Here is a 26,327-nt window from a genome sequence, read left to right as displayed (position 1 = left end):
AAAAATAAACAATCAATACTATGAATACCGGAAAATCAATTCTTATTCAGGCTGCGGCCCTATTCTCCTTTGGTGTGATGCCTGCCCAGCAAAAAATAGTACACACCGATTTCAGCAAAGGAACCTGGGAAAGTGTCGGTAAAGGTTTGCAACGTAAATGGGTTTCGGGAGCAGAAAGTACTTTCGCCTTCTGGAAAATGGATAAGGGAGCCCACGTCCCGCCCCATCAGCATCCGAATGAACAGGTCACTTATATCACAAAAGGCAGTGTAAAGGTTCTGATGAACAATAAAGAGTACATTGTAAAAGCCGGTGGCGTTCTGATTATTCCGGCGGGTATTACCCATGAGTTTTTCTGTCTGGAAGACGGTACTGAAGATCTGGATTTTTTTACTCCTGTCCGCAAAGACTGGACGGATGGGACTGCTTCTTATCTTCAGCAGCAGGGAAACCCTCTTGAAATAGTCGCTCAGTTTAATGATGTGAGACCCGGAAATGTTGCCGTAAGCCGTACCGGACGTGTTTTTGCAACCATTCATCCTTTAGGGGCACCTAAACAGCAGCTGGTGGAAATCGTCAACGGAAAACCTGTTCCTTTCCCATCCGCAGCTTTACAAAAGAACGGAGGTCCCGCAAGTAATGATCAACTGGATACACCATTAGGCATCACAGTTGATAAAGAAAACAGACTGTGGGTAATAGATATGGGTCTGGAATTAGGGAAAACCCGACTTTGGTGGTTTGATCTGAAGAAAAACAAAGTAGCAGAAAAAATTGAACTTCCTGCTGATATTGCCCCAAAAGGAAGTTTTATACAGGATGTGGCCATAGACGAGAAAAACGGCTGGGCTTATCTTGCTGGTATTGCCAATCCGGGTATTATCGCTTTAAACCTTAAAACAAAAAAAGCGAGAAGATTCAGCGGGCATGCTTCTTTGCAGTCTGAAGATGTGGACATCATTATCGATGGAAAAGTAATTGATTTTGGTGGAAAACCGGCACGCGTAGCTGTTAATCCCATCACTCTTTCCAATGACCGGGAAACTATTTTCTTTGGTTCGATGAACGGAACATCCTGGTATAAAGTTCCTGCCAGACTCTTCAGAGACAATTCAGACGATATCACTATCGGAAATTCGATCCAAAAATTCGGAGATAAGCCTATAAGCGATGGCGCGGCAACAGATAAATCCGGTAACCATTATATTACCAATCTTGGAGGACACAGCATCAGTAAACTGGATGCGAACGGGCAACTTACCGAACTGATTAAAGACGGAAGATTAAAATGGCCGGATAATGTAGCGGTTTCTGAAGACGGTTATCTGTACATTTCGGTCAATCAGCTGAACAGTACTCCTGCTTTTTCCGGAGAAGCAGATAAAGGGAAACCTCCTTATTTTATCTATAGAGTGAAACTTTAGTATGAGAGGTCTACTCTTCATAAATGATAAATGATAAATGATAAATGATAAATGATAAATGATAAATGATAAATGATAAACAAAATAAAACAAATCTTATGAATAAAAAAATAAACTCATTGGCTGGTTTTCTACTCGCAGCAGTAGTAGTAAGCCTTTCATCATGCAGCGATGATAAAGAGAACAACTCTGAAACCTCAGCCGTTCCTCTTCTGGAAAACTATTCTTTAAAATCTGAAGGTATTTATCCCGAATCGGTTGATTTTGACCATAAAAATAACCGTTTTGTTATAAGCTCTTTTAACAAAGGTATGGTGTACACATTGAGCCCTGACGGCAAAACGCTCTCTCCTTTAGTGAATGATGCCAATCTTATTGCGGCTTTAGGCATATATACAGACGAAACAAATGACAGAATCATTATAGCAAGCGGTGACGCAGGTGCTTCGGAAAAAAGCGGAGCCAACGGAAGTACAGCAGGAAAGATAGCGTATGTAGGAATTTATAATGCTAAAACCGGCTCGATAATTAAAGGGATTAATTTAAAACCATTAACCAGTGCAGGCGCATTTCCCAATGATATAGCCACCGATGCCAACGGAAACATTTATATTACAGATTCTTTTTCACCTGTGATTTACAAAATTGATAAGGACTACAATGCTTCAGTTTTTGTGACCAACCCGGCCTTTGCTGCACCTTCAGGCAGTTTTGGACTTAACGGGATCGTTTATCACAAAGACGGCTATTTAATTGCAGCTCATACACAGGGCAATAAACTGTTTAAAATTACTATTTCCAATGGCAGTGTTACAGAAATTACAGGCCTGGATAATGCCTTCAAAGCACCCGACGGACTGGAATGGAGTGGAAACCATCTCATTGTGGTAGAGAATGGCCTGGCAGAAGGAAAAGTACATTTGCTGTCCAGCACCAGTAACTGGGCTGCCGCGTCCAAAGTTAAAGAAATGGCGATCGGCCAGACAGAATTCCCTACTTCAGCCTATGCTGCAGATAACGGGACAATTTATGTGCTTAATTCTTATCTCGGAAAATTATTGGGTGGTGATAAAACACAAGCGGACTATCAAATTAAAGGCATTAAATTTTAAAACCAAAAAATCAAATTACTATGATTCATCAACAATTTATATCAACAGCTGTTTTAAAAGCAAAAGAAGGAAAGAGAGCGGCTTTAAAGGAAGCATTATTAAAACTGATCAATCCGACACGCAGTGAGCCCGGATGTCTTTACTATATTCTTTTTGAGGATAAAAATAATAAAGGAACCTTTTATATGCGGGAAGCATTTAAGGACACGGCTGCCTTTGAATTTCACACCCAAACGATTCATTTTAAAAATTTTGCTGCACAGACCGGCGAGCTGATGAGTGAGCCTATACAGCTTATTGAACTGAACCCGGTTTCGGATATTGAGTCCTAATTAAATATCGTACATTATCAAAGTATAAAACACTCTCCTATGAAAGCAATCGGATTTAAAAAATCACTGGCTATTTCGGAACCGGAAAGCTTTATTGAATTTGAAAAAGAAATCCCTCAACCTACCGGAAGAGATATTCTGGTCAAAATAGAAGCTATTGCGGTAAACCCTGTTGATTACAAAGTACGTCAGAACAGCCTTAAAGATCAGGTAAGCAATGAACCCAAAATTATAGGATGGGATGCCGCAGGCACAGTAGAAGCCATTGGTGACGGGGTATCTCTTTTTAAAAAAGGTGATAAGGTATACTATGCCGGAGCTATTACACGTGATGGCTGCAATCAGGAATATCAGCTGGTGGATGAACGGATTGTGGGGCATGCTCCTCAAAACATAAGTACAGAGGAAGCTGCTGCCATTCCTTTAACGGCTCTTACTGCCTGGGAACTTTTCTTTGACCGGATGCATCTTTCTCCCGAAAAAGACCAGGGCAAAAGCATTCTGATTATTGGTGGTGCCGGCGGCGTAGGTTCCATTGCGATACAAATTGCCAAAAAGGTCTTAGGACTGAAGGTGATTACGACAGCCTCCAGACCTGAAACCATTGAATGGTGCCAAAATATGGGTGCCGATTATGTAGTGAATCATCATGATCTGGCAGAAGAAGTGAAAGAAGCAGGTTTTGAAACGGTAGATTTCATTGTAGATTTTGTGAATGTCAACCAATACTGGAATGATTTTGTACAGCTGATTAAACCTCAGGGACGGATTGGTTCTATAAGTGATCCCGGACAGCCTGTAGATCTTCGTCTGCTAAAAGGTAAAAGTGTCAGTTTTCATTGGGAACTGATGTTTACCCGGTCTACTTTTCAGACTGATGATATGGAGGAACAGCATAAAATTCTGGACAAAGTGGCTGAACTTATTGATAACGGCACTTTACAAACTACTCTGGGTAAGATGTATACAGGTTTTACGGCAGATCATCTGAAAGCAGCCCATGAACTTCAGGAAAGCGGAAAAGCAATAGGCAAAACAGTGATTAAATTTTAATTGAAAATTTCCATTTCCACATTTATGAACAGGGGCCTGCAATCTATTTGAATGCAGGCATCCTATTTTTCAATACCACTTTAGAATAAACATTTCTCAAGTAAAATCATTTAACATAACATTAATCAATTTTAAATCAACACATTAAATCAAAATTTATCACTCTTGTTTGAAATTTATTATTATATTTGAGTGACTAAAATCTATTACTATGAAAAATTTAAAATTAACTATCCCGGGAGCGGAAACTTTGGACCGATCAAAACTGAAAAATATCACCGGAGGTGTTTCTGCCGGTCCTTGTGGCAGCTGGGAAAATGCTGAGTTCTCCACATGTTTCAACTGCTGTCTCGGATTCTACCAAGCCCAAACTGATTTACCGCTAGGCCCTGGTCCGTACGATGTTTGTAATGCAACTTGCGGTGGAACTCCTGTAGTGATTCATCCTTAAAAGCAATAAACCAGAGATTTTTTTATACTATTACCATCATACTTTAATAAAAGTACAGAAAATGAGGCTGTCTCAAAAGTGAGGCAGCCTCATTTGAATTTCATAGGATGATGCGATATTTGACCTGAGTTCGGAATAAGAAATTAAGATTAAAAGAAGGAAGATGGAGGATGGAAGCTACTATTGGACGGTAAGTATTTAACAATTTCTTTATACTTATTGAAGTGGTTTTAAAAATATTAATAAAAACACACCCGCATTTCTATATTTGGACTTCAATAACTTCCCTCTTCGAGCTTCTGACTTCCTTACATCATTATCCCGAACTCTCAGGTTATTTACAACAGTCGATTATAATCCGCTCTTCAGTACTTTCAGCATTTCCGTCTGCTGGATAACGTCGTTTCTACTGTTGATCAGGTTATAATTAGCCTGCAGCCAGTTGTTTCTCACCACAAAGAAAGTATACGCATCCATCAGACCTTCTTTATATTTTTCTTCTGATTTCTGAAAAGACAGTTTCTGATTTTCAAAATTAGCCTCTAAAAGAGTATATTTTTCCTGAGCATTTATATATTGTGCTTTTATGGAATTGATGCTTTGGGTAAGATTGTTGACGATCAATTCTTTATCATACGCAGAATTGATCACATTCAATTTGGCAACTTCCACATTGTTTTTGACCTGAAATTTATTAAAAATCGGAATACTAAGTCCAAAAGACACCGATTGATTTTTGTTTTGACTCAACTGATCTGAAAAACTGGTGGTGGAAGCATTATTATTTAAAGATTTATTATAAAAAGTAGACCAACTATAACTTCCGTTCAGGGTTGGTAAATAAGCTGCCCTTGCGAGCTCTACCGTTTTTTCCTGAGCTTTGATCTCCGCAAGAACAGTCTGGTATGCCGGATTATTTTCCAGTAACCTTTTGGTAAAATCAGGCTGATTGAAATCATCTTCCGCTAAAGCCTCCTCATCAGTAGCCACAAAATCTATAGAATCCTGAGGAATGGCTAAAGCGTTAAGAAGATTTATTTTAGCCAGATCACGTTGATTTTTTGCGCTTACCCATTGCTCCTGCAACGTCCCCAGGTTGGCTTTTATGTCATAAATATCGCTTTTTGAGCGGCTTCCTATTTCGACTTCTTTTTCAGTCCGCTTGATTTGCTCTTCAATCCCTGAAATCTGAGTTTCCAGAACATCGAGCCAGCTTTTGCTGTTTTGGTAGATGAAAAAGGTTTGAATGACATTCAGCTTCACTTCATTCTGAGCCTTTTTAAGCCTGTAGGAGCTGGTTTCCTTGTTGAGTTTTGACAGGGAAATATTCACATAATTCCGCCAGTTGAAAAGCTCAATATCAGCCTGAGCCTTCAGCTGGTCGTATTGTGTATTCAGCACTTCTCTCTGGTTACTGGACTGATTAATTGACGATCCAAAACTATAGCTATGATCAATGCCAGCCTCTACAGAAGGCAATAACATTCCTTTTGAGGCAGCTATCTGATGATCATTTTTCTTTATATTCACTGTTGCCTGTTTAACCAGCGGATGATTGGCGGCAGCATAATCCAGACATTGCTGAAGATTCCACGATTGCTGTGCAGGAAATAGCCCCACAAAAAATAGGAAGATTAGATTTTTCATGTGTAAGATGAATTTAAATTGAGTCCGGAATAGGCTTCTGGCTTTATAATATCGTTAAAAGCAAAATATCTTATCCGAACTCAGTGTATTGTAAAGGGAAGTGAATATTATTCGTATTTAAGATACTTCACAAGACTTACTTTTGTTGCTTTATAGGCTTTGATGCTCACCACAGCAAATGTTAGAACAAGCAGCGTAAGAAGACTGATAATAAATGGCCAAACCGGCATATCTATTCTGTAAGCAAAGTCTTTCAGCCATTCGCTCATCAGATAATAACTGATCGGAACGCTGATAATAACCGCTGTTAAAGTAATCCAAAGGAATTGTTTTGTCAATCCCATGATTAAAATTCCGTCTGAAGCTCCTAAAGTTTTTTTAATAGCCACATCTTTCAGTTTCTGTTCAATCATTAATGAAGAAAGGGCAAATAAGCCTAACAACGCCACCATCAAAACCATCGCATTCAGAATGGTGAAAAGAGTTTGCTGTTTTTGGTATTTTTCAAAAGTTTTGGCAAATTTCTGATCCACAAAAAAGTAATCCATAGGATATCCCGGTTCTACTGATCCTGACCAGTATTTCTTAATTCTTTGTACAGTTCCGTCGATATCATCCGGTTTTATTTTAATCTGAATGTTATAAATATTCATTCTTTTCCAGCCTGTTTCCTTATAATGAAAAAACACAATGGGTTCTATCTTCGATCTCAAACTTCTGATATTGAAATCTTTCACGATGCCTACAATATGATATTTTATGCTGTCGAATCCCGGACGGATCTCATTCTTTAAAGCTTCGTCATCTTTCCAGCCGAATTTCTTCACAAAAGCCTCGTTGACTAAGGCATTGTTGATGGTGTCAGAACTAAGATTCGGATCCAGCCAGCGTCCTTTTTTCAGTTTTACATTCATAAACTGCAGATAATTGTAATCCATAGATCCGTGTTGAGCCTGAATACTTTGGTCCATAAAATCAACATTGGAACTGCTGGATCTATTACTTCCCGGAACAATTTCTCCATAAGAAATTTCAGCTACTCCCTGTATCTTGCTCATTTCGGTTCTTAATCTTTCGTATTTCAGCCAGGGTTTTGGATTAGGGTCATTGAAGTTGATAATCAAAATCTGCTTCCCGTTGTAGCCGAGATCTTTGTTCATCATGTGTTTCACCTGCTGATTCACGATCAATCCGCCAATAATAAAGAAAGATGAGATGATAAGCTGTAACGTCAGAATTCCGTTTCTCAGCCAGATTCCGTGTTTGCTTCTTGCGAAATTTCCTTTCAGGGTTTCTATGGCTTTGAAGTTGGACAGATAGATGGCCGGAATCAATCCGGAGATCAATGTTACCATAATGACCATGACAAAGGAATAAAAGTAGATATGCCAGTCATTCATCTTCATTTCCTTATCAAAAAACTTGTTGAAGGCTGGTAAAAGAAGCTCTGTTAAAGCTAATGAAAGAAAATACGAAGCGATGCAAAGAACAAACGTTTCCAGTAAAAACTGAACAATAAGGTTGGTTCTCGTACTGCCAATAGCTTTTCTTACCCCGATTTCTTTAGCCCGCTGAGAGGCCTGTGCAGTCTTCAGATTGATGAAATTAATAGCTGATAAAACAACGATCAGGACAGAAAGGCTGAACAGGATCAAGATTGTTTTGAAATCAGGCGCTCCAAACCATGATGCCTTTGCGTGAAGTTTTACCTCATCAAGAGGCGTAAATAAGCTTCCTGTAGGGCCATAGAGATCCAGATACTGCTGAGGGGTCATGCCATTGGAATCCTTGTCCAGTTTGGCTCTGTATTCAAAAATTTCGGTTAAAAATTTCTGCTGTAAAGTGATAAGATCAGTCCCCTTTTTAAGCATAAAAAAGCATCCGTAATTGAAATTCCCCCAGTTCTTCTCATCATTTTTAATCTGCTCTACAGGATTGATAATGAATTCAGGTTTGATCTGGCTGTTTTCTTTCGGCAGCTCATAAACAGCAGTTACCACATAGTTTTTACCATCAAATTTCACACTTTCTCCGGCAGCATTGGTTGTCCCGAAAAGATTTTTAGCCGCAGTGGTAGACAATGCAATAACGCCTTCTCCTTTCAACGCATTTTTATAGGTTCCGGAAACCAGTTTAAAAGGAAAGAATTTGAAAAAACTTTCCGTAGCGGTCATTCCTTCCTGCTGATAGACTGTTTTGTTTTTGGTCGTCATTTTAAGCCCTATTCCTGAACCATTGAACAGGACATAATCCTCGACGCCCGGAATGACGTCTTTGGCACGTCTTGCCATAGGAACAGATATGTTATTCCCGTAAGAATTATCTTTCTTGTAATGACTTTGGAAATAGAAGATCTTATCTTTTTCAGGATTCCATTTTTCGAATGACTCTTCATCATTCCAATGCAGCAGAATCAGCATGAATCCCGTAAGACCAACCGTAAGACCAAATAAATTGATTGCAGTAGACAGCCAGTTCTTTTTATAATTGATAAAAGCAATTTTAAGCCAGTTATTAAGCATGATCGTATAATTTTGTAAGTAATGAAGGTATATTTCCGGGAAGATTCAGGTCTAAAACACACCTGCCATCCGGGAAAGTGAGTTCCACGGTTATTAGTTTTTTACAATATAATGAGTTAAAGAATGTTCCGGTTATTGGAGCTCCTGCGCATCCGCCTTTTCAAAGACATCCCTTCTTTGGGAAGCATGTTCTTCATTGAATATTTCACCATCCTTCATATTCACAATTCTGGAAGCAAATCCTGCATCGTAAGAAGAGTGCGTTACCATTACAATGGTGGAGCCTTCTCTGTGAAGCTCTGCCAGAAGATTCATCACCTCATTTCCGTTGGAACTGTCAAGGTTTCCGGTAGGTTCATCGGCAAGAATCAACTGGGGTTTTGTCACCAGAGCTCTTGCAACGGCCGCCCTCTGCTGCTGACCTCCCGAAAGCTGCTGTGGATAATGCCTGGCACGGTGTCCGATATTGATTTGCTCCATGATTTCCTCTACCCTTCTTTTTCTTTCAGATGAGGAAACACCGTTATAAATTAATGGGAGTTCTATATTTTCATACACTGTAAGGTCATCTATCAGATTAAAATTCTGGAAAATGAAGCCTATATTTTTCTTCCGGATAGCCGATTTCTTTTTTTCTCCTGCTTTTACCGTTTCCACTTCCGCAAATTTGTAAGATCCTGCAGAAGCATCATCCAGCAGACCCAGAATATTAAGAAATGTAGATTTCCCGCAACCTGAAGGCCCCATTATGGCTACAAACTCCCCTTCTTTGATATGAAGGCTGATGTTATTCAAAGCATTGGTCTGTACATCTTCAGTTTTATAGATTTTAGAAAGATTCTGAACGTTGATCATTGTAATTCTTATTTAAATGTGAAGGTTAATTATTTTTATTTTTTAATCTCAAGAATTTCGTATTTTTTAATATCTGAATAGTCAGATGTAATCACTGTTTCCCCGCTTTTCAGTCCTGAAACTACTTCGTAAAATAAAGGATTTTCGCGCCCTAAAACAACGTTTCTTTTTTCTGCTTTGTTTCCTTTTACCACGAAGATCCATTTTCCGTTGGTATCTTTATAGAAGTTCCCTTTTGGAATCATTACACTCTGGGTATCAGCAGAAAGTTTAAGCTTTACACCAAAGGTCATCCCTATTTTCAGGTTTTGTGGTTTTACATCTGTAAAGTTAAGTTCTACAGAAAACTGTCCGTCTTTTACTTCCGGTAAAATTTTAGTGATGATCACCTGGTAAGATTTACCGTCGTTATCCAGACTTCCTTTGATTCCGTTTTGAAGCTTATTGATGTAGTATTCATCTACTTTGGCCACTAATTTATAACCGTCCATCAAATCAATTTTACCAATACTCTGGCCCGTTGTCAGGTTTTCACCTATCGAAACATTAAATGAGGACAGCCTTCCTGAAGCAGGAGCCATGATGAGGAAATTATTTTTATTGGAGTGCAGAATCTGACGGCTTTTCTCCATTTGAGCAATAGAAGAATTAATGGCAGCCATTTGTGAGTTTCTGGATTTTTTTTCGTTAAAAGCTCCCTTTTCTACGATTGATTTTCTTTGTTTCTGGTAATTCAGGTTCTGCAGGCTGATGTCATAATCTGTCTTTTTGCCGATCTCAGCCTCATAAAGACGTTTCTGCAGATTGAACGACTGTAAAGCCGTATTATAATCATTCTGGGACTGCAACAGTTCCTTGTCCTGAACGAATTCCTGATTTTTAAGTTCAAGAAGCGTACTTCTCATCTGGCTGATCTGCTGCATGATTCCCGTTTCCTGATTCAGATAATTAAATTCTGTATTCGGATTGTAGACTCTTGCAATAGGTTCTCCTTTCGTGAGGATTTGCCCGTCTTCTGCAAACTTTTCCTTTATGGCACCACCTTCCAGAACATTCACCAGGGATGAGTTTAAAGATTGGGTCTGTGCTGTGAGCATCAGCATGTCTTCAAATTTTCCACGGGTGACTTCTTCTGTCTGAATGTCTTCCGCTGAAATATTATACGTCTTTTTCTGTTTCATGAAATACAGACTGAACAGTGATCCTGCCACTATAATGATCAATCCGATTAAAACAATTTTCAATGTAGATTTCTTTTTTACTATTTTCGTATCCATAATTAAGATAACTCGTTTGCTTACAATTAATTACACAATCCAAATGCCAGTAAATTATAAATCTGTAAGTGACTGACAGTCTGAAATAAAGCTTGAAAGCCATTGGTTAAAACTGTTCATTATCGGACACTTTTTGTTCGAAAATGAACACTTAAGCTTTAAATTTGTGTAATGAGTTCTCTGTTCAATTAATTTTTTTAATGATATGCGTAAAAAAGAAGCCCATATATTGATTGTTGATGATGATGAAGATATTTTATTTTCTGCGAGAGTCTGGCTGAAGAAATTTTTCTCGGAAGTAAGCTGTCTCAGCCAGCCCGCAAAAGTTCTGAAATTTATCGTTGAACATCAGATCGATGCGGTTGTTCTGGATATGAATTTCCGGAAAGGATTTGAAAGCGGTCAGGATGGCCTGTACTGGATGAATGAGATCAAAACCCTTGAACCACAGCTTCCTGTCATTCTGATGACGGCTTACGGTGAAGTGGAATTAGCGATTGAAGGTTTAAAAAAAGGAGCATCGGATTTTATCCTCAAACCATGGAATAACGAAAAACTATATGCCTCTGTGAATCTCGCGGTAGATCTTTCACGGAAGAATAAAAAGCTGAGCCAATGGGAAAATATCAATCAAAAGAGCAATCAGTATCAGCTGGAGAGTCATTCACCTAAAATGCAGGAAATTCTTGAACAGATAAAAAAAGTTTCTCCTACTGACGCCAACGTCCTTCTTCTGGGTGAAAACGGAACGGGAAAATATGTTTTGGCAGAATCTATTCATGAGCAGTCCGACAGAAAGAATGAGCCTTTTGTACATATTGATTTGGGAAGTATTTCTGAGAATCTTTTTGAAGCGGAATTATTCGGATATAAAAAAGGAGCTTTTACAGACGCTCACCAGGATTATGCGGGAAAAATAGAAAACACTCAGAACGGAACCGTTTTTCTGGACGAAATTGGCAACCTTCCTCTTCAGCTCCAGACCAAACTGCTTAGTCTGATTCAAAACAGAAAACTCTCCAGAATCGGTGAAACAAAGGAAAGAATGCTGGATGTCCGTTTTATATTCGCGACCAATGAGAACCTGAAAAAAGCAGTAGCGGAGAACCGTTTCCGGCAGGATTTATACTACAGAATCAATACGGTGGAAGTGAACATTCCCGCTTTGAGGGAAAGACAGGAAGACATCACTCTTCTGGCTACCTATTTCCTGGACCGGTATAAGCAGAAATACCATAAGCCGAATTTAGAATTATCCGAAAATTTAGTATCCCAGTTAAAAAACTATCCATGGCCCGGAAATATCCGTGAACTGGACCACTGCATAGAACGGAGTGTGATTTTATCCAATGATAAAATTCTTCAGCTGCTGATGCCTCAACTGGAAGAACAGGAAAGCACAATCACTAACCTGAATATTGAAGACATGGAAGAAGTACTCATCAAAAAAGCACTAAAAAAGCATCAGGGCAACATATCTTTGGCGGCAGAAGATCTGGGACTCTCACGAGCAGCTTTGTACAGAAGAATGGAAAAGTTCGGATTATAATTGAATCTATAAATACATTTCAATGAGTAAAAATAATTACATCTGGCTGATTTATATTTTATTGGCCATCGTCTGCGGAATACTGGGCTATCATTTTTTCCTGTTGGAAAAATGGATCAATGTGCTTCTTTTTTCTGCATTGATGCTGATTTTAGTCATTTTAGCCAATTCCTCATTTTTATCTCAAATAACAAAAGCAGAGAAAATTATTCAATCCATCATCAAAAAGGATTTTTCCCTATTTCCAAAAGAAAAAGGTTCAGAGCTCATGAACAGCAGTGTGCAGCTCTACTACCAGAGCAAAAATGAACATCTTTCTCTGTCTTCCTATAAGCTGCTGTATGAAAGTATTTTAGATCAAATAGATACCGGTCTGATGATTTTATCAGAAACCGATAAGGAATGGAAGGTGTTTTACGTGAATCCTACCTTCCTGAATATTCTTGAAATTCCAAAATACAATTCATGGAAGCTCTATGCCACTAAAATTCCTGAGTTTTATAAAATTATTGAGGAGACCAACTATGAAAGCTGGCAGGAATTTCTTGATATTTCTATCCGCCAGAATGCGAAACAGTCTTTTTCCATGAGAACAAAGCAGGTGAAAAATGTTCAGCACAGTTTTTTCATCATTACTTTGGAATCTGTTCAGAAAATCATTGAACAGAAAGAAAAACTGGCCTGGAACAACCTTATGAAAGTGATTTCTCATGAGCTTTTAAATACATTAACTCCGGTGAACAGTCTTATCCAAAATCTGGAATATATCAGTAATCAGGATATGGTGAATAAAGATGATCAGGAAGAAATGAAAGAAAGCCTGATGATTATCACTTCGAAATCAAAGCAGCTCCTCAATTTCGTTGACAATTACCGCCAGGTGGCCGAGCTTCCCAAACCGATCCTTAAAAATGTATCGCTGAAAACAATTACAGAATCTGCAGTCGATTTCTTAAAACATGAATTTGAAAAGAACCATATTCAGGTGGTTTTAAATTTAGAAGAACATTTTGTTTCCGCTGATGTAAAAATGATTGAACGATGCATTATCAATCTTTATCTCAACGCTATATTTGCGGTTTCAGAAAAGGAAGAAAAGATCATTACAACAGCTATAAGGTCTCAAAACAACAGGGTTATTTTAACGTTAACGGACAATGGTTCGGGTATTACCAATGAGATTAAAAATAAAATATTCCTTCCGTTTTTTACCACAAGAAACGGCGGCTCCGGAATTGGTTTAACCCTTTCCAAAAGTATTATGGAAGCCCACCGTGGCTACCTCATCTATCATGCACAGGAAGAAGGAAGCTCTTTTGAAATGTGGTTTTTACAATAGAAAAAACTCGTATTTTTTTTAATTTCGCGCAGATTAATCGGATGATGAAGATTTTCAATTTTGTTAATCTGCTCTATCTGTGTCATCTGCGAGAGCAATTATTTTTTGTTTACTCGCAACTATTGCTCCTGATCCGTTAAAATCTACAAAACTGAGTATGGATTGTGCAGAGGAGATAAAGTTCTTTTTAACGCAAAGAAAATTATTATGCTGCTTACAAAGAGAAGCTAAGATGGAATCAACGATGTTGATTCTGATGAAGGAAATGCATATGTAATGATTAAAAAATTACCTGCTTATAACGACAATCTTTTATACGAAAAGAGGCTGCCCATCACAAGCAGCCTCATTTTTTCTGTACAATCACCAAAAACTATTTACTTCTTTATAATAATTTGTGTTTTTTTAAGGTCTGTCTTCAAGAAGCCTAGCCCAAGGTTATTCATACACTTATATTTATTTCATCACTTAGGTTTTCAATAATTATAGTTTTATTATTTTCACACCCATAATTATTGTGGAGTCATCCGCAGAAAATTAAGAAAGCCTAAAAGCATTCTTAATTCATCTGCTCTTTTTTTCATTTGTTGTTTTTGTTGGTACAAAGTAACAACATTCCATGATAAAAATATTTACGAAAGGCATCGATATATATCGATAAAAGCATAGATGTTTATCGGCGAAATAGCTTGAATAAAGAATAAATGAAGTTCAGGTTTTAAAAATCCTATATTTTATGGTGGGTTTTGATCAGGTCAATCAGCTCAACAAGATTTTCTATTTTTAATTTTTCAAATATATTTTTCTTGATCGTACTAACTGTATTTTGTTTGATATTCAAGTGATTAGATATTTCCAGATTTCCATAACCATCGGCATACATTTCTGCGATCTGCAATTCCCTGTTGGTTAAGCGACTCAATGGATTAATGAGATTCGGATTGTGAACGTACTGTATCAATAAATTCCGGGAAAGATCAGAAAAATATTCTCCTTTGTGAACAATATCTGAAATAGCCTGTCTTATTTCATCTTCATCACTCAATTTACTTACATATCCGTTGGCTCCCGCTTTTATAAATTTCAGAACATGCAGATCTTCTTCAAGACCTGAAAAAATGAGAATTTTAATATCCGGATTGGCGTTTTTCATCTGCGATAAGATATGCAGACTGTTTCCGTCCGGAAAATGGGCATCAATCACAGCAATCTCTATTCCTTTGGATGTTATCAGCTCTACAATCTGCAGCAAGGAGGAAGTGTGGTGTATTGTAGCATTGGGAACAATTTCATCAATAAGAATGGCCATTCCCTGACGTACAATGCTGTGATCATCCGCTAAAAGAAATACAATTTCCTTGTTTTCAACAGGCATTTCCATTATTTATTCATATTTAAATTGATACTGAATGTTACTTTTGTTCCTTTATGCAGCTTACTTGAAACGGAGATGTCTCCATCGAAGAGTTCTATTATTTCCTTACATAAGCTCAGTCCTAATCCCGCTCCAAAATTATTAATTTCATCTGAAATCATTCCCTGATAGTAAGGTTCAAAAATTTTCGCCAGATCAGATTCGGAAATTCCTACTCCAGTATCTCCTACCGTAGTCATCAGGGAGACTGTATTTTCGTTGACCATTTCCGTGGCCATAGTAAGTTCAATCTGTCCGTTTTCTGTAAATTTATTGGCATTTCCCAGAATATTCATGAAAATCTGGTTCATTTTTATGTTGTCTGAATTGACGATAAGGTCTGCAGGTATTCTGTCTGTTACTATAAATTTATTATTTCTGGTTTCTATATAAGGCGTAATAGCTGTGGTAATAGAATTAATTTCATCTTTAAGATTAAAAACCGTACTAATCAGTTTTTTTGGAGCTTCCTGGTTCTTAGTATATTCCAAAATCTGATTAGACTGGATCAAAAGGGTACTGTTGGTAAATTTTATTGACTTCAAATAATCTTTCGTGGTCTCATCTTTTGTTGTTCTATTGATCTTGTCGATAAAAATATTAATAATCTTTAACGGAGACATCAGCTCATGGCTCAGCATTCCCAAAATTCTGTTTTTGAAAGTGAGACTTTTCTTAATCTCTTCGTTGGCCGCATTCAGTTTCTTTTCGTAGATAAACGCCATTCTTGTGAGATACATGATCAGGATGGAAACAATGAACATTAAGATCATTAATCCGAGCACCAGAGAGGTTCTGATTTCACTGTTATCTGAAACCTGTTTGTTGTATTCTTTCTCTAGCTGTGCTTTAAAATCCCTAATGGCACTTTCATAAACATTGATAAGTCCGTTACTGTAAACCAGTAGTTTATTGAAATTATTGTAAAAATAGGTATTATCCTTCTGGCTCTTTACGGCGTTCTGCTGTACTTTCTTAATCTCGGCTGTATAATGTTTGTCCATAGACTTTATGGTACTATCCATTTCGGATTTTACATGGGCAAGATCAAGCGTTTTATTATTGGTCAGCGTGATGACCGTATTTTCTTTCTGAACTTCTACTTTTCCGGATATGGCATCTTTTAAACGTCCCATGAAACCTTTCTTTTTGATGGTATCAGAATAGGTATGGGTCTCAATCGTCATATTTTCGAAATTATTCTTGTACTTTTTCAGCTCATACGGTTTATCTTCAATTCTTGCAGGAGGGTTCAGAGAAGATTGGTAGGCAGAATCCAGCATCGTTTTCATCCTTGCTTTTCCCAGCGTATCTTTTTTCTGCTGGGCAAGACTTGTTTTCACTCTGGGCCGTATGCCTTTGTATTCATCTATTTTGTCGAAATTACTTTTCAGTTTTCCGAGTGATTTAAAATATAATTTCAGATCATCACCATCCTGGCTGACCATATATTTCTGAAGATAGTTTTGGGCATCCAGAAAATCTTTTCTGGAATTATCCGTTAAACCACCCAAAGCTCTGCTTTCCTCTAATTGTTTTTTGATGAAATTCAGTTTCTTCTCATTCACGAATTCATTGTAAAAGAATACGGCTATAATAACCTGTATCAATAGAATACATAGAATTAGTGAGTAATGAACAATCTTTCTCAATTTAAAATTTAAGAATTTATATTTCATATCTGTGATGTCAGCTAGGTTAACTCTCTGATTATTTAATTCTTCCGGTATTAGTTTTAATTGATATCATAACATTACTTAAAACTTAGCAATGAGTGTATATCATTCAATTAGCAAAGTTAAAGTAATTTTTGTCTTTATGGTAATAGTAAATCACTGATAAACACAAGAATTTAATTAAATTTTGCTTTAAAACGCTTAATAAACTTCAGAATTTCACACAGGTAAATCTATTTTTAAATCATTTACAAAATAAAAGGGGCAAAATTTCGTGATGCTACGAATCATTATCAGGTTAAATTTTTTATGGAAAAGAAAAATATATGTCTGTTTTCTGTATTTAAATTCCCTATGAATAAACTATAGAATTGTTCAAACCACTTTACTGGGTCGCAAATCCTTTAAGGAACTGTTTGTCTCTCATGGTATCTTTAAGCCTGAAAATATCGCTGTGCTTCTTTACACTGTCTAAATCAATACGCATTTTAGAAACCGATTTTTCGCTAAGAATTCTTGTCAGATTATATTTTCCGGTCGGTATCAATGTGATGATACGGTCTTTTCCGTCACTATTCATAAGCACAACCTGCTTATGAAGCTGCTTTACGGCAAGAACTTCATGGCCTTTAAAAGGGTTGTTCAGTATGGCAGTGGCTGTATTAAGTATAGATGCTCTTGAATAATTTACAGCATGATCGCTATCCGTCTTACTATTTAATATATTGATCATAGTAAATTTTACAGGAAGCTTATTTTCATTAACATACTTTTTAAGAGCTGTATAGATTTCCTGAGTGGTAGATGTTCCTGAATTCTCAAAAAAACCACCATCTGTCAAACGACCTACCCCATGAAGGAAACTGTAAGCATTAATGAGCGGAAACGACTGGCTGGCATTTACACAGGCAGACATGGGGATCTCCTTGTTCGCAGACCAGTCGCATTTACGGTAAATCCCGTAGGCATCCTCATAAAGGGTGAAAAGAGCATAGTCATTACTTATCCCGTTATTCACAATGTCTATGGGAGCATTCAGCTGCACAGGACTAAAAACTGCTTTCTTACCATTCTCAACAATAGCTGAATTGAGAAAAAACAACGGAATGTTGTATTTACTTTTCTTCCGGTTGTAGTAATACATATAATCTCTGGAAAAAAAGTACTTTACAGAATCCTTAGCAGACCATACTTTTACTTTTTTATGGGCCTCTAAAAATGCCTTTTGTTCTTCCATCTGAAAATAGAAATTCCTGTCACGCTCTTGCATTCCAAACAGACCGGCTATGGTTTCAAAAAAATCACCAATGAGTAAACCATATAAAGCTCCACTGAGATAATTTCTTGTATAAATGTTCCTTGCAACATCCCGTTTGGCTTTTTCAGAGAGCCTGTAATGCTCTTTGGAAGCCAGAAACATCTGAGCTCCGGAACTTGACCCTGATACCGTGGATATAGAATAGAGGTTTTTATAGAAGTCCTTTCTATGGCTGTCCAGTTCAAACATATTGGACATAAACCAGTAAGCAGCTCTGGAACCGCCACCCTGCCCTGACACCAAAAATACTTCAAGTTCACCTGTTTTTGGATCTGGTCCGCGTCTCTTGTACCATTCTGAAAAATGGTTGTAAAGGTTTTCTCTTACAAAATATTCATTCTGGTCTTTTACCGGATTTTGAGTAATCGTATGAGGATTCGTACTGCTGAAAAGCAAAATAATCCACAACAGGGCAAAAGAAACAACTACTCCTTTATACACCCTGAACCTAAACCGATTATCAGAAAAACCTTTAATCATTAAATTCGCAAGCAACATCTGAGATGTTATAAAAAGTTCAATAATGAGAATGTAGAAACTCATTATCATTGTACCTATGGTTATGGGTGAAACCGTATTCAGCGTTCCATTTATTTGCTTCGTGAAGTAAAAAATCATTACTCCAACAGAAATAAGCAGCAGTAAGCCGTGCATGCAAAAGGTTTTATCATGAATCATTTTCATTTTGCGGGGATCACCATCGGGAAAATCCTCTGAGTTTTCTTTTACCAGGAAAAATATATAGGCAAGCAAAACTCCTGTTATATTAGCAAATACAATAAGAGAAGTATAATACCCTTTTACACCTAACTGAAGAATTCCGTATTCAAAAACCAGTATAAGCACGAGACATATAATTTCCCAAAATTTCTTAAGCTGAAGAAAAGTCGTATCAAAAGATTTCGTTAAAATCTTGCTATAATAATCCAGAAGTTTTATAACAACAGCAAGGGCCAGAATTGTAATTATCATAGTTTTCTTTCCATAATAAACATTCACTAACGAAATAATGAAAATTATCCACGGAAGTACGGCGATATAGCGGACAGGAACCTGAAGTATTTTCCTCATCTGGTTAGACTTTGGTTTGGCATTGTACAAATCCAGCAGTTTGTCCAATATAGGAAGAACCCTGTCAGATGGCACTCTGGTAAATGCTTTGAATATATAAATAGACAATGTAGGTATGCACCAGATGCTTAAGCCCAAGAAAAGAAAGGAAGCAATAACAAAAAAGTTCCGGCTTTCCATCATGTCACGGGATGTAAGATCCAGAATAATTTCCTCACCCGCTCCGAATTTGTAGAGCAGAACAGGAAAAAGAACTGCCAGAAATATAAAAAGACCGTTGTCCTTAATAGTATCTAAAAGTCCTTCAAGATAATCAAAAAGTTTTTCCATGGTGTTTTTATTAGTTTTAGTTATCCCTATAAAATTAGTAAAAACATAATCCTGTAAAAATCACCCTTTTGTGTTATTTTTCTTGAATCACATAAAACTTTTGCTTAGGTTGTTTTGAAAAACAGCTTTATTATTCAACTATATTCTCTTTTCATATCACAATCATTAGTTTTTTCTATTTTTCACGATCCTATTATTTCCCTAACTTGTATCCTCAAACAGCTAAAAAAAATACAGAATACCTTCAGATTATTTTCAACTGGGCTAAAAAACGGTCATAACTGTTTAATGGATTTAAGTTGCACAACATATTTCAGGTATTTTATACGTAAATAACAGTAAAAAAAGCTTCATCGTTTTATGAAGAACAAAGATTTTAATCATCAAAAAGGCTTTACATTCAGCAAACATATTCCGGAAGACATTTCCCATTTCGACCGGGTCTTTGATGTATTCAAGGATCTGCTTACCCATACTTCCGGCAATATAGAGGAAGCCTTTGAGTGGCTCGACATCCTTGACAAGGAATATGATATTTTCACCGACGAATATTCTCTTCAGGATTTTGAAGAAGATTTAAAAAAGAGAGGTTACATTAAGGAAGAAAAAGATTCCGAAGACGGCAATTCAGGAACCGGAAAAGGTAAAAATATACTGACTCCGAAACTCGAAGCTGCTTTGCGGGAATATGCCCTGGATCAGATTTTCGGGAAACTTAAAAAAAGTGGCGCAGGCAATCACCGTACCCGCAAAACAGGTATCGGGGACGAACGCGATGGCGAAAACCGTTCTTTTCAATACGGCGACGATTTATCCGCGGTTAATATGACCGAAAGCCTAAAAAATGCACAGATCAATAACGGAATTTCAGACTTACGCCTTACGGAAGACGACCTCATTGTAGAGGAAACCAAACATAAGGCGCAGATGAGTACGGTTCTGATGATTGATATCAGCCATTCTATGATTTTATATGGGGAAGACCGCATCACACCCGCTAAAAAAGTAGCCATGGCTTTGGTGGAATTAATCAACCGGAAATATCCCAAAGATTCTATTGATATTATTGTTTTCGGAAATGAAGCGTGGCCCATTAAAATCAAAGATCTCCCTTATTTAAAAGTAGGTCCTTACCATACGAATACGGTAGCGGGATTGGAACTTGCCATGGATATTCTTCGCAGAAAAAGAAATACCAATAAACAAATTTTCATGATCACCGATGGAAAACCAAGCTGCATCCGGTTACCCAACGGAGAATTTTATATGAACAGCTATGGCCTGGATGAAATGATTGTTTCCCAATGCCTCAACAGAGCCGCACAGGCCAGAAAATTAAAAATTCCAATCACGACCTTTATGATTGCTCAGGATCCTTATCTGCGACAATTTGTAAAGGAATTTACAGCCCAGAATAAAGGAAAAGCCTTTTTAACAGGACTTTCAGGTCTGGGGCAAATGATTTTTGAGGATTATGAGAAGAACAGGATAAAGAGGATTTAGATGACAGATGTCAGATTACAGACTTCAAACTTCAAACTTTAGATTTATACAATTGTGAGCTGGGATTAAAATAGCTCATTTCAGATAATTATTATTACTTTAAGAACAATGAAAAACGATACTACATTCGGAGAATTAAAAAAATCCGGTTATACAGATAAAACAATCAGTCAGGAAATTCAAGCCAATCTAATAGCCAGGATTAAAGCTAAAGAACCTGTATTTGAGGGACTTTGGGGCTATGAAGATTCTGTAATTCCCCAACTGAAAAAGGCGATTCTTGCAGGCCATCATATCAATCTTTTAGGCTTACGAGGCCAGGCGAAAACCAGAATTGCAAGAAGCATGGTGAGCCTTCTTGATGAGTACATGCCCGTTGTAAAAGGCTCCGAGATCAATGACAGCCCGTTTCAGCCTATCTCAAAATATGCCAGAGATCTCATTGCGGAACATGGTGATGACACTCCTGTTTCGTGGGTACACCGCTCCGACCGTTTCTACGAAAAACTGGCGACTCCCGATGTGAATGTTGCTGATTTAATTGGTGATATAGACCCCATCAAAGCGGCTACCTTAAAACTACCCTATTCTGATGAACGCGTTTTGCATTACGGAATGATTCCTCGGGCGAACAGATCCATATTCGTTCTGAACGAGCTTCCGGATCTTCAGGCAAGAATTCAGGTTTCTCTGTTTAATATTTTACAGGAAGGCGATATCCAGATCCGTGGTTTTCAACTGAGAATGCCTCTTGATATTCAGTTTGTTTTTACGGCCAATCCAGAAGATTATACCAACAGAGGAAGCATCGTAACGCCTTTAAAAGACAGAATCGGATCACAGATTTTCACACATTATCCAAAAACAATCGCACTTGCCCGACAGATTACGGAACAGGAGGCTATGATTTCCGCAGAGGATCAGTCACAGATACAGATTCCGGATATGGCTAAAGACCTTTTGGAAGAAGTTGCTTTTGCAGCCCGTGACAGTGAATATGTGGATGCAAAAAGTGGCGTCAGCGCACGTCTCACGATCAGTGCAATGGAAAATTTGGTAGCCGCGGCCAAATTGCGTTTAATTGAATCAGGTTCTGCGAAAACTACGGTGCGTCTGCTTGATTTCATGTCCATCATTCCATCCATCACAGGAAAAATTGAACTGGTGTATGAAGGCGAACAGGAAGGTGCAGATTATGTCGCCAGGATATTAATTGATCAGGCGGTGATGATTCAGTTTGAAAGCCTGTTTCCACGCATATCCAAACTTGAGAAGGAAGGAATAAAAACACCTTATACAGACCTGATCAAATGGTTCAACAAAAACCACCTTGAACTGAATTACAACGATACGGATGAGGAATTCTATGCTAAACTTAACAGCATTACTCCTTTAGTAACCGTGGTTGAGGAAAATGCTTCAGAATTAAGCCCGGAAGATCAGAACTTCTGCAAAGAGCTTGTTTTATGGGCATTAACGATCAGTAAAAAGCTGGATAAATCGGAGAACCAATCTGCTTATACATTCGATTCTGCGGGAATTGGCCAGTATTTACGTAACTAAAAAATTTCAAAAGGGATTCAGGAGTGAATTTCTTCAAATAGATACCAACAAAGGACTGTTCTCGTTGTGGACAGTCCTTTTTATGATGTGACCATGTTTTTACTATTTAACCTGAGTTCGGGCTAAGGAATAGTATTAAGTAATTGATTATTAAAATAATATTATTTACCGCAAGGATAAACAAGGATTCTTTACCTTTTTGAATAATTTTAAAGTCAGACAAAGCCACTTCGTTTATTAAAGTAATACAAAGAGAGGCATATCATCACAAAAAAACAATGTAAATTTGTGCTGCCCGGATTTTCCGGCTTACCTCCCATGAAAAAAACGACACTTTCTTTATTTGCATTTCTTCTGTATACTGTCTGTCAAGCCCAAAATTTTGACGTTGTCCCATTAGGAATATACGGCGGCGAACAGGAAGATAATCTATCTGCCTATTTAGTGGGTGCCCCAAAAGACAATGCTTTTATCTGCCTCGATGCCGGTACCGTCAATAGCGGAATACGAAAAGCCATTGAACTGAAAAGCCTTAACGGAACTGCTGAAAACGTTCTGCGGGATCAGATAAAAGGATATTTTATCTCGCATGGCCACCTGGATCATTTATCAGGGCTTATTATCAACTCTCCTGCCGACAGTAAAAAGAACATTTTTGTGATGTCACCTGTTCTTCAGATTTTGCAAAATCATTACTTTATCTCAGATACCTGGATTAATTTCGCCGATCAGGGCCAAAAACCAATACTCGGGAAGTACCATTATAACGAGCTTCAGGAAGGTATTGAAATCCCTGCTCCAAATACGCCGTTCTTTCTGACAGCTTATGAACTGAGCCATGTGAATCCGTACAAAAGCAGTGCAGCACTGGTTCGAAGAGGTGAACATTATTTACTCTATTTAGGTGATACGGGAGCTGATCGGATTGAGAAATCTGACCGACTCGATATTCTCTGGAAAAATATGGCTCCTCTCATTAAAAAGAAACAGTTGAATACCATACTCATTGAGGTTTCATTCCCAAACAGCCAGCCTGAAAATCTGTTATTTGGACATCTGACGCCCAATCTGCTGCGGGAAGAATTAGAAAAACTGAAAGAAAAAACAGGACAAAACAGCCTGGAAAACCTCAATATCGTAGTCACCCATAGAAAACCTACAGGAAATAATCCGGAGATTATAAAAAAAGAACTGCTGGAAAACAATCCTTTAAAAGTCAATTATATTTTCCCCGAACAAGGCGTGAAAATAAGTTTGCCATAGTTATTCATCAAGGTATTCCACGCTCATGCAGCATTTATTTCATCTAAAAGAAAATCTACAGGCAACTCACAATATCACAACATAAAATTGGATTAGTATAAAAATTTTCATAATAATTATATTTCACTTGATTAAAATTGATTAATTTAGGCCTACACTAAACCTAATTTTTATGAAAAATTTAAAAAAAATCAAGAGAGAGGAAATGAAATCCATTACAGGCGGTATTAACTGCCCGGGCGGCCAGATATGCCTGATCAACGGAAAATGGACATGTATGCCATACGACGGATGCGGCGGTGGAAACCAGCCTTAATTTTTAACCTAACTCAATAACTTTATTATGAAAAATTTTAAGAAAATTTCAAGAGATCAGTTGAAAAGTATCAATGGCGGAGCCTCCGGATGTTCCGAAGCATGCTGCCCGCCTCCGGGAATAAAAAGATGCCCCTGGGTGATTTGTGTAGCTCCATGTGATATACTAAGCTAAAAAAGCAATAATACTTACCAAACATTAAAATAAAAGAGGCTATCTCACTTTGAGACAGTCTCTTTTCACTATAAAACACATCAATATATCAGACTATTTTCAGAATCATTTCGGATCTTACCGGTCCTTTTTGAAAAGACCTGCCTTTAAGTTTGAACCCATCGAGCCTTCTGCTAATTGCAGATAATTGCGTTTACTCTGGTCCTTTTCGATTGTTACGGAGCCGGTGGTCTGTACATTTTTCATTTCCAGAAAGTCTGTTGATGTTGCATCACTTCCGCTTAACGGACCGCTTCCATATCCTGAAAGGTTGGTATAGTCTGCAAAAAGGCTGTCAGAAGCTCTATATTTCCGTGTACTTCCTTTTTCTCTTACCCATACGGTACTACTGTTGGCTATGACATTATGGTGAAAATCGAAAGACTCTCCATCAGTACTTTGCGTCGTCCAAACCCCACTGAAATAGCAGCCATACACAAGTGAATAACGCATCGCATTACGACTCCCGGTTCCTCCATCGGTTTTCCAAAAGACAACAGGGTTTTTACAATTGAAGAAAACACAATGATCGATGACCAAACCATATCCATTGGCAATAACCCCGACATGCAACGGCAATACATCTACATTTCCCGCAAACAGGCACTGCGTTACAAGCAGATCATCCAATGTTTTTCCATCACGCCATATGGGATAGGAACGGCGTAGATTATTGCCATCTACATAAGAATAGTCCGGGCTGCCACTGAATCGAAGCCCCTCAATCGTCACATGGCTTACTTCCGGCTGTATTCCTTTCGCTTCTTCTCCGCCCACACCCTGTACAAGCGGCACTGCCGTTACAACAACCGGCATTTTCTGGGGAGTCCAGTCTGCATCATCCGGCATAACCTCTGCACGAATGACAAGACGGTTTTTAAGGGTATATTTATCATTGGTGAAGACAACCGTCTGAGTTAACAGATGTACACCTTCTGAAAGGATAATGGTGGTTGCTCCCTCCTCTTTGTTTAAGTTTACCCGTTTTGCAGCCTCCATCATGGTCTTTAGCGGTTGAGACTTTATTCCGGAATTTCCGTCGTTGCCCGTCTGAGGATTAACGTATAGTTGCTCAGCCTGTATCAATAATAGGTTCATGATGAACAAGAGAAGACTAAGGATGTATTTTGTCATATTCTTTTTTTTGTAAAATTAGAATATGCCTATTGTACGAATATGGTCATTTTGCTTTTAGAATGATCATTTACATCTTCTTCCGATATTCCTGAGGAGTGGTCCCTGTACATTTTTTAAAGAAACGGTTAAAATTAGACGGATCTGAAAAACCCAGCTCGTAAGCAATCTCTTTTGCAGATCTGTTTTGATAAAGTAATTTCTTTATTTCCGAAATCAGTTTGTAATGAATCATTTGCTGGGCCGAAAATCCGCTAAACTGTCTGCAGATTTTATTAAGAAATCCCGAACTGATATTAAGCATCTGAGCATAATTTTCCACACTCCGGTCATCTACAAATTTCTTCTCCAGTAAAGCCCTGAACCTGTAAAAATCCGGATGGATATACGTATCTCTCCGAACATGGTAAACATTGGCATAATCCCGATTGAGTATGACCAGTAACTGGTACAAAAGTGACCTGATCAAATGATTGCTGTCATTCTGAAGATGTCTGAACTCTCCTTCTATTCCATGCAAGAGTTCCAGGCATCTGCCCAATGACTGATCAGATAGCTGCATATCGGTTGGGCGTGAATACTGATGGAAATACTGGAACCGGTACAGGAACAGTTCATCCGAAAAAAACAGATGAAGAAAGTCTTTTTCAAAAAACAGCGTATACCCTTTTACCTCTTTCTTTATGTCCCAGTGCCGGATTTGTCCCGGACTTGTAAAAATAACGGTTCCAGGCTTTATCAATGTCTTGTTTTCGCCTAATGTAAAGGTTCCTTCGCCCTCTTCAATGAAAATAATCTCATAAAAACTAAGTTGATGTAATGTACAATCCAACACATAATTCTTCAGTGTTTCGATACGCCCGATATCCAACAGCATTTCCGAACCATATTTATAGGGGAGAAAATGATATGTTTTAATTTTTGTGACTGATCCCATTTCCTGTTAGAATTTTTTCCCGTTACAA

General features: G+C 37.9%; 21 protein-coding genes. 12 read left to right on the top strand and 9 right to left on the bottom strand.

Translation table 11 applies throughout. The annotated features are described in order from the left end of the window. The first annotated feature begins 20 nt into the window (after positions 1-20). From ACM46_RS15240 to ACM46_RS15220, 5 genes are all read left to right on the top strand, one after another. Positions 21-1,424, top strand: coding sequence for an L-dopachrome tautomerase-related protein (locus ACM46_RS15240; protein ID WP_048507551.1), 1,404 nt, complete (start codon positions 21-23; stop codon positions 1,422-1,424). 98 nt (positions 1,425-1,522) lie between these two features. Further along, a complete protein-coding gene (locus tag ACM46_RS15235; protein WP_131707610.1) occupies positions 1,523-2,536 on the top strand; it encodes a hypothetical protein in 1,014 nt (337 codons plus the stop codon). 20 nt (positions 2,537-2,556) lie between these two features. Further along, positions 2,557-2,868, top strand: coding sequence for a putative quinol monooxygenase (locus tag ACM46_RS15230; protein WP_048507549.1), 312 nt, complete (start codon positions 2,557-2,559; stop codon positions 2,866-2,868). Between the two features lie 39 nt (positions 2,869-2,907). Then, the gene (locus ACM46_RS15225; protein WP_048507548.1) at positions 2,908-3,921 is read left to right on the top strand and encodes a zinc-binding alcohol dehydrogenase family protein; all 1,014 of its coding nucleotides are present in this window, start codon (positions 2,908-2,910) and stop codon (positions 3,919-3,921) included. A 211-nt stretch (positions 3,922-4,132) separates the two neighbouring features. Then, positions 4,133-4,372, top strand: coding sequence for a hypothetical protein (locus tag ACM46_RS15220; RefSeq protein WP_048507547.1), 240 nt, complete (start codon positions 4,133-4,135; stop codon positions 4,370-4,372). Positions 4,373-4,723: 351 nt separating this feature from the next. Here ACM46_RS15220 and ACM46_RS15215 read toward each other — a convergent pair whose 3' ends face one another. From ACM46_RS15215 to ACM46_RS15200, 4 genes are all read right to left on the bottom strand, one after another. After that, the gene (locus tag ACM46_RS15215; RefSeq protein WP_048507546.1) at positions 4,724-6,019 is read right to left on the bottom strand and encodes a TolC family protein; all 1,296 of its coding nucleotides are present in this window, start codon (positions 6,017-6,019) and stop codon (positions 4,724-4,726) included. 107 nt (positions 6,020-6,126) lie between these two features. Beyond that, complete coding sequence (locus ACM46_RS15210) at positions 6,127-8,541, bottom strand: ABC transporter permease (RefSeq protein ID WP_048507545.1); 2,415 nt, start codon at positions 8,539-8,541, stop codon at positions 6,127-6,129. A 132-nt stretch (positions 8,542-8,673) separates the two neighbouring features. Further along, on the bottom strand, positions 8,674-9,396 hold the full coding sequence (locus ACM46_RS15205) for an ABC transporter ATP-binding protein (RefSeq protein WP_048507544.1): 723 nt from the start codon (positions 9,394-9,396) through the stop codon (positions 8,674-8,676). A gap of 35 nt (positions 9,397-9,431) precedes the next feature. Next, positions 9,432-10,673, bottom strand: a complete 1,242-nt coding sequence (locus ACM46_RS15200; RefSeq protein WP_048507543.1) for an efflux RND transporter periplasmic adaptor subunit — start codon at positions 10,671-10,673, stop codon at positions 9,432-9,434. 205 nt (positions 10,674-10,878) lie between these two features. Here ACM46_RS15200 and ACM46_RS15195 point away from each other — a divergent pair, with 205 nt between their 5' ends. Together ACM46_RS15195 and ACM46_RS15190 are read left to right on the top strand one after the other, a co-directional pair. Next, positions 10,879-12,222 carry a sigma-54-dependent transcriptional regulator gene (locus ACM46_RS15195; protein ID WP_048507542.1) on the top strand — a complete coding sequence of 448 codons (1,344 nt, stop codon included), beginning with the start codon at positions 10,879-10,881 and terminating at the stop codon, positions 12,220-12,222. 22 nt (positions 12,223-12,244) lie between these two features. Beyond that, entirely contained in the window at positions 12,245-13,561 is a 1,317-nt protein-coding gene (locus tag ACM46_RS15190; RefSeq protein WP_048507541.1) for a sensor histidine kinase, read from the top strand. A 727-nt stretch (positions 13,562-14,288) separates the two neighbouring features. Here ACM46_RS15190 and ACM46_RS15185 read toward each other — a convergent pair. The 3 genes from ACM46_RS15185 to ACM46_RS15175 form a co-directional block, all read right to left on the bottom strand. Then, entirely contained in the window at positions 14,289-14,936 is a 648-nt protein-coding gene (locus ACM46_RS15185; RefSeq protein ID WP_241486028.1) for a response regulator transcription factor, read from the bottom strand. 5 nt (positions 14,937-14,941) lie between these two features. Then, a complete protein-coding gene (locus tag ACM46_RS15180; protein ID WP_241486027.1) occupies positions 14,942-16,627 on the bottom strand; it encodes a sensor histidine kinase in 1,686 nt (561 codons plus the stop codon). A gap of 409 nt (positions 16,628-17,036) precedes the next feature. Further along, a complete protein-coding gene (locus ACM46_RS15175; RefSeq protein ID WP_048507538.1) occupies positions 17,037-19,370 on the bottom strand; it encodes a hypothetical protein in 2,334 nt (777 codons plus the stop codon). A 360-nt stretch (positions 19,371-19,730) separates the two neighbouring features. Between ACM46_RS15175 and ACM46_RS15170 the strand changes: the two genes are divergently transcribed. The 5 genes from ACM46_RS15170 (at position 19,731) to ACM46_RS23520 (ending at position 24,189) form a co-directional block, all read left to right on the top strand. After that, positions 19,731-20,873: a vWA domain-containing protein gene (locus ACM46_RS15170; protein ID WP_048507537.1), complete on the top strand. Its 1,143-nt coding sequence runs from the start codon at positions 19,731-19,733 to the stop codon at positions 20,871-20,873. Positions 20,874-20,981: 108 nt separating this feature from the next. After that, positions 20,982-22,436, top strand: coding sequence for a sigma 54-interacting transcriptional regulator (locus tag ACM46_RS15165; protein WP_048507536.1), 1,455 nt, complete (start codon positions 20,982-20,984; stop codon positions 22,434-22,436). Between the two features lie 318 nt (positions 22,437-22,754). After that, a complete protein-coding gene (locus ACM46_RS15160) occupies positions 22,755-23,699 on the top strand; it encodes a 3',5'-cyclic-nucleotide phosphodiesterase (RefSeq protein WP_048507535.1) in 945 nt (314 codons plus the stop codon). A 172-nt stretch (positions 23,700-23,871) separates the two neighbouring features. Beyond that, complete coding sequence (locus tag ACM46_RS23400; RefSeq protein ID WP_157859458.1) at positions 23,872-24,015, top strand: bacteriocin-like protein; 144 nt, start codon at positions 23,872-23,874, stop codon at positions 24,013-24,015. A gap of 27 nt (positions 24,016-24,042) precedes the next feature. Continuing rightward, positions 24,043-24,189 carry a bacteriocin-like protein gene (locus ACM46_RS23520; protein ID WP_173426491.1) on the top strand — a complete coding sequence of 49 codons (147 nt, stop codon included), beginning with the start codon at positions 24,043-24,045 and terminating at the stop codon, positions 24,187-24,189. 117 nt (positions 24,190-24,306) lie between these two features. On the opposite strand, the gene ACM46_RS15155 is transcribed toward ACM46_RS23520, so the two are convergent. Then, the gene (locus ACM46_RS15155) at positions 24,307-25,362 is read right to left on the bottom strand and encodes a hypothetical protein (protein WP_048507534.1); all 1,056 of its coding nucleotides are present in this window, start codon (positions 25,360-25,362) and stop codon (positions 24,307-24,309) included. A gap of 70 nt (positions 25,363-25,432) precedes the next feature. Next, positions 25,433-26,299, bottom strand: coding sequence for a helix-turn-helix domain-containing protein (locus tag ACM46_RS15150; protein WP_048507533.1), 867 nt, complete (start codon positions 26,297-26,299; stop codon positions 25,433-25,435). Between the last annotated feature and the right edge of the window lie 28 nt (positions 26,300-26,327).

This window comes from Chryseobacterium angstadtii, from assembly GCF_001045465.1.
GTDB classification, from domain to species: domain Bacteria; phylum Bacteroidota; class Bacteroidia; order Flavobacteriales; family Weeksellaceae; genus Chryseobacterium; species Chryseobacterium angstadtii.
Note: the sequence above shows the minus strand (reverse complement) of the source record. Positions and strands in the feature narration are given on the sequence as shown.

Excerpts from the sequence above, each read along its gene's own strand:
- ACM46_RS15240 (WP_048507551.1), top strand. The coding sequence starts at position 21 with ATGAATACCGGAAAATCAATTCTTATTCAGGCTGCGGCCCTATTCTCC.
- ACM46_RS15235 (WP_131707610.1), top strand. The coding sequence starts at position 1,523 with ATGAATAAAAAAATAAACTCATTGGCTGGTTTTCTACTCGCAGCAGTA.
- ACM46_RS15230 (WP_048507549.1), top strand. The coding sequence starts at position 2,557 with ATGATTCATCAACAATTTATATCAACAGCTGTTTTAAAAGCAAAAGAA.
- ACM46_RS15225 (WP_048507548.1), top strand. The coding sequence starts at position 2,908 with ATGAAAGCAATCGGATTTAAAAAATCACTGGCTATTTCGGAACCGGAA.
- ACM46_RS15220 (WP_048507547.1), top strand. The coding sequence starts at position 4,133 with ATGAAAAATTTAAAATTAACTATCCCGGGAGCGGAAACTTTGGACCGA.
- ACM46_RS15215 (WP_048507546.1), bottom strand. The coding sequence starts at position 6,019 with ATGAAAAATCTAATCTTCCTATTTTTTGTGGGGCTATTTCCTGCACAG.
- ACM46_RS15210 (WP_048507545.1), bottom strand. The coding sequence starts at position 8,541 with ATGCTTAATAACTGGCTTAAAATTGCTTTTATCAATTATAAAAAGAAC.
- ACM46_RS15205 (WP_048507544.1), bottom strand. The coding sequence starts at position 9,396 with ATGATCAACGTTCAGAATCTTTCTAAAATCTATAAAACTGAAGATGTA.
- ACM46_RS15200 (WP_048507543.1), bottom strand. The coding sequence starts at position 10,673 with ATGGATACGAAAATAGTAAAAAAGAAATCTACATTGAAAATTGTTTTA.
- ACM46_RS15195 (WP_048507542.1), top strand. The coding sequence starts at position 10,879 with ATGCGTAAAAAAGAAGCCCATATATTGATTGTTGATGATGATGAAGAT.
- ACM46_RS15190 (WP_048507541.1), top strand. The coding sequence starts at position 12,245 with ATGAGTAAAAATAATTACATCTGGCTGATTTATATTTTATTGGCCATC.
- ACM46_RS15185 (WP_241486028.1), bottom strand. The coding sequence starts at position 14,936 with ATGCCTGTTGAAAACAAGGAAATTGTATTTCTTTTAGCGGATGATCAC.
- ACM46_RS15175 (WP_048507538.1), bottom strand. The coding sequence starts at position 19,370 with ATGGAAAAACTTTTTGATTATCTTGAAGGACTTTTAGATACTATTAAG.
- ACM46_RS15170 (WP_048507537.1), top strand. The coding sequence starts at position 19,731 with ATGAAGAACAAAGATTTTAATCATCAAAAAGGCTTTACATTCAGCAAA.
- ACM46_RS15165 (WP_048507536.1), top strand. The coding sequence starts at position 20,982 with ATGAAAAACGATACTACATTCGGAGAATTAAAAAAATCCGGTTATACA.
- ACM46_RS15160 (WP_048507535.1), top strand. The coding sequence starts at position 22,755 with ATGAAAAAAACGACACTTTCTTTATTTGCATTTCTTCTGTATACTGTC.
- ACM46_RS23400 (WP_157859458.1), top strand. The coding sequence starts at position 23,872 with ATGAAAAATTTAAAAAAAATCAAGAGAGAGGAAATGAAATCCATTACA.
- ACM46_RS23520 (WP_173426491.1), top strand. The coding sequence starts at position 24,043 with ATGAAAAATTTTAAGAAAATTTCAAGAGATCAGTTGAAAAGTATCAAT.
- ACM46_RS15155 (WP_048507534.1), bottom strand. The coding sequence starts at position 25,362 with ATGACAAAATACATCCTTAGTCTTCTCTTGTTCATCATGAACCTATTA.
- ACM46_RS15150 (WP_048507533.1), bottom strand. The coding sequence starts at position 26,299 with ATGGGATCAGTCACAAAAATTAAAACATATCATTTTCTCCCCTATAAA.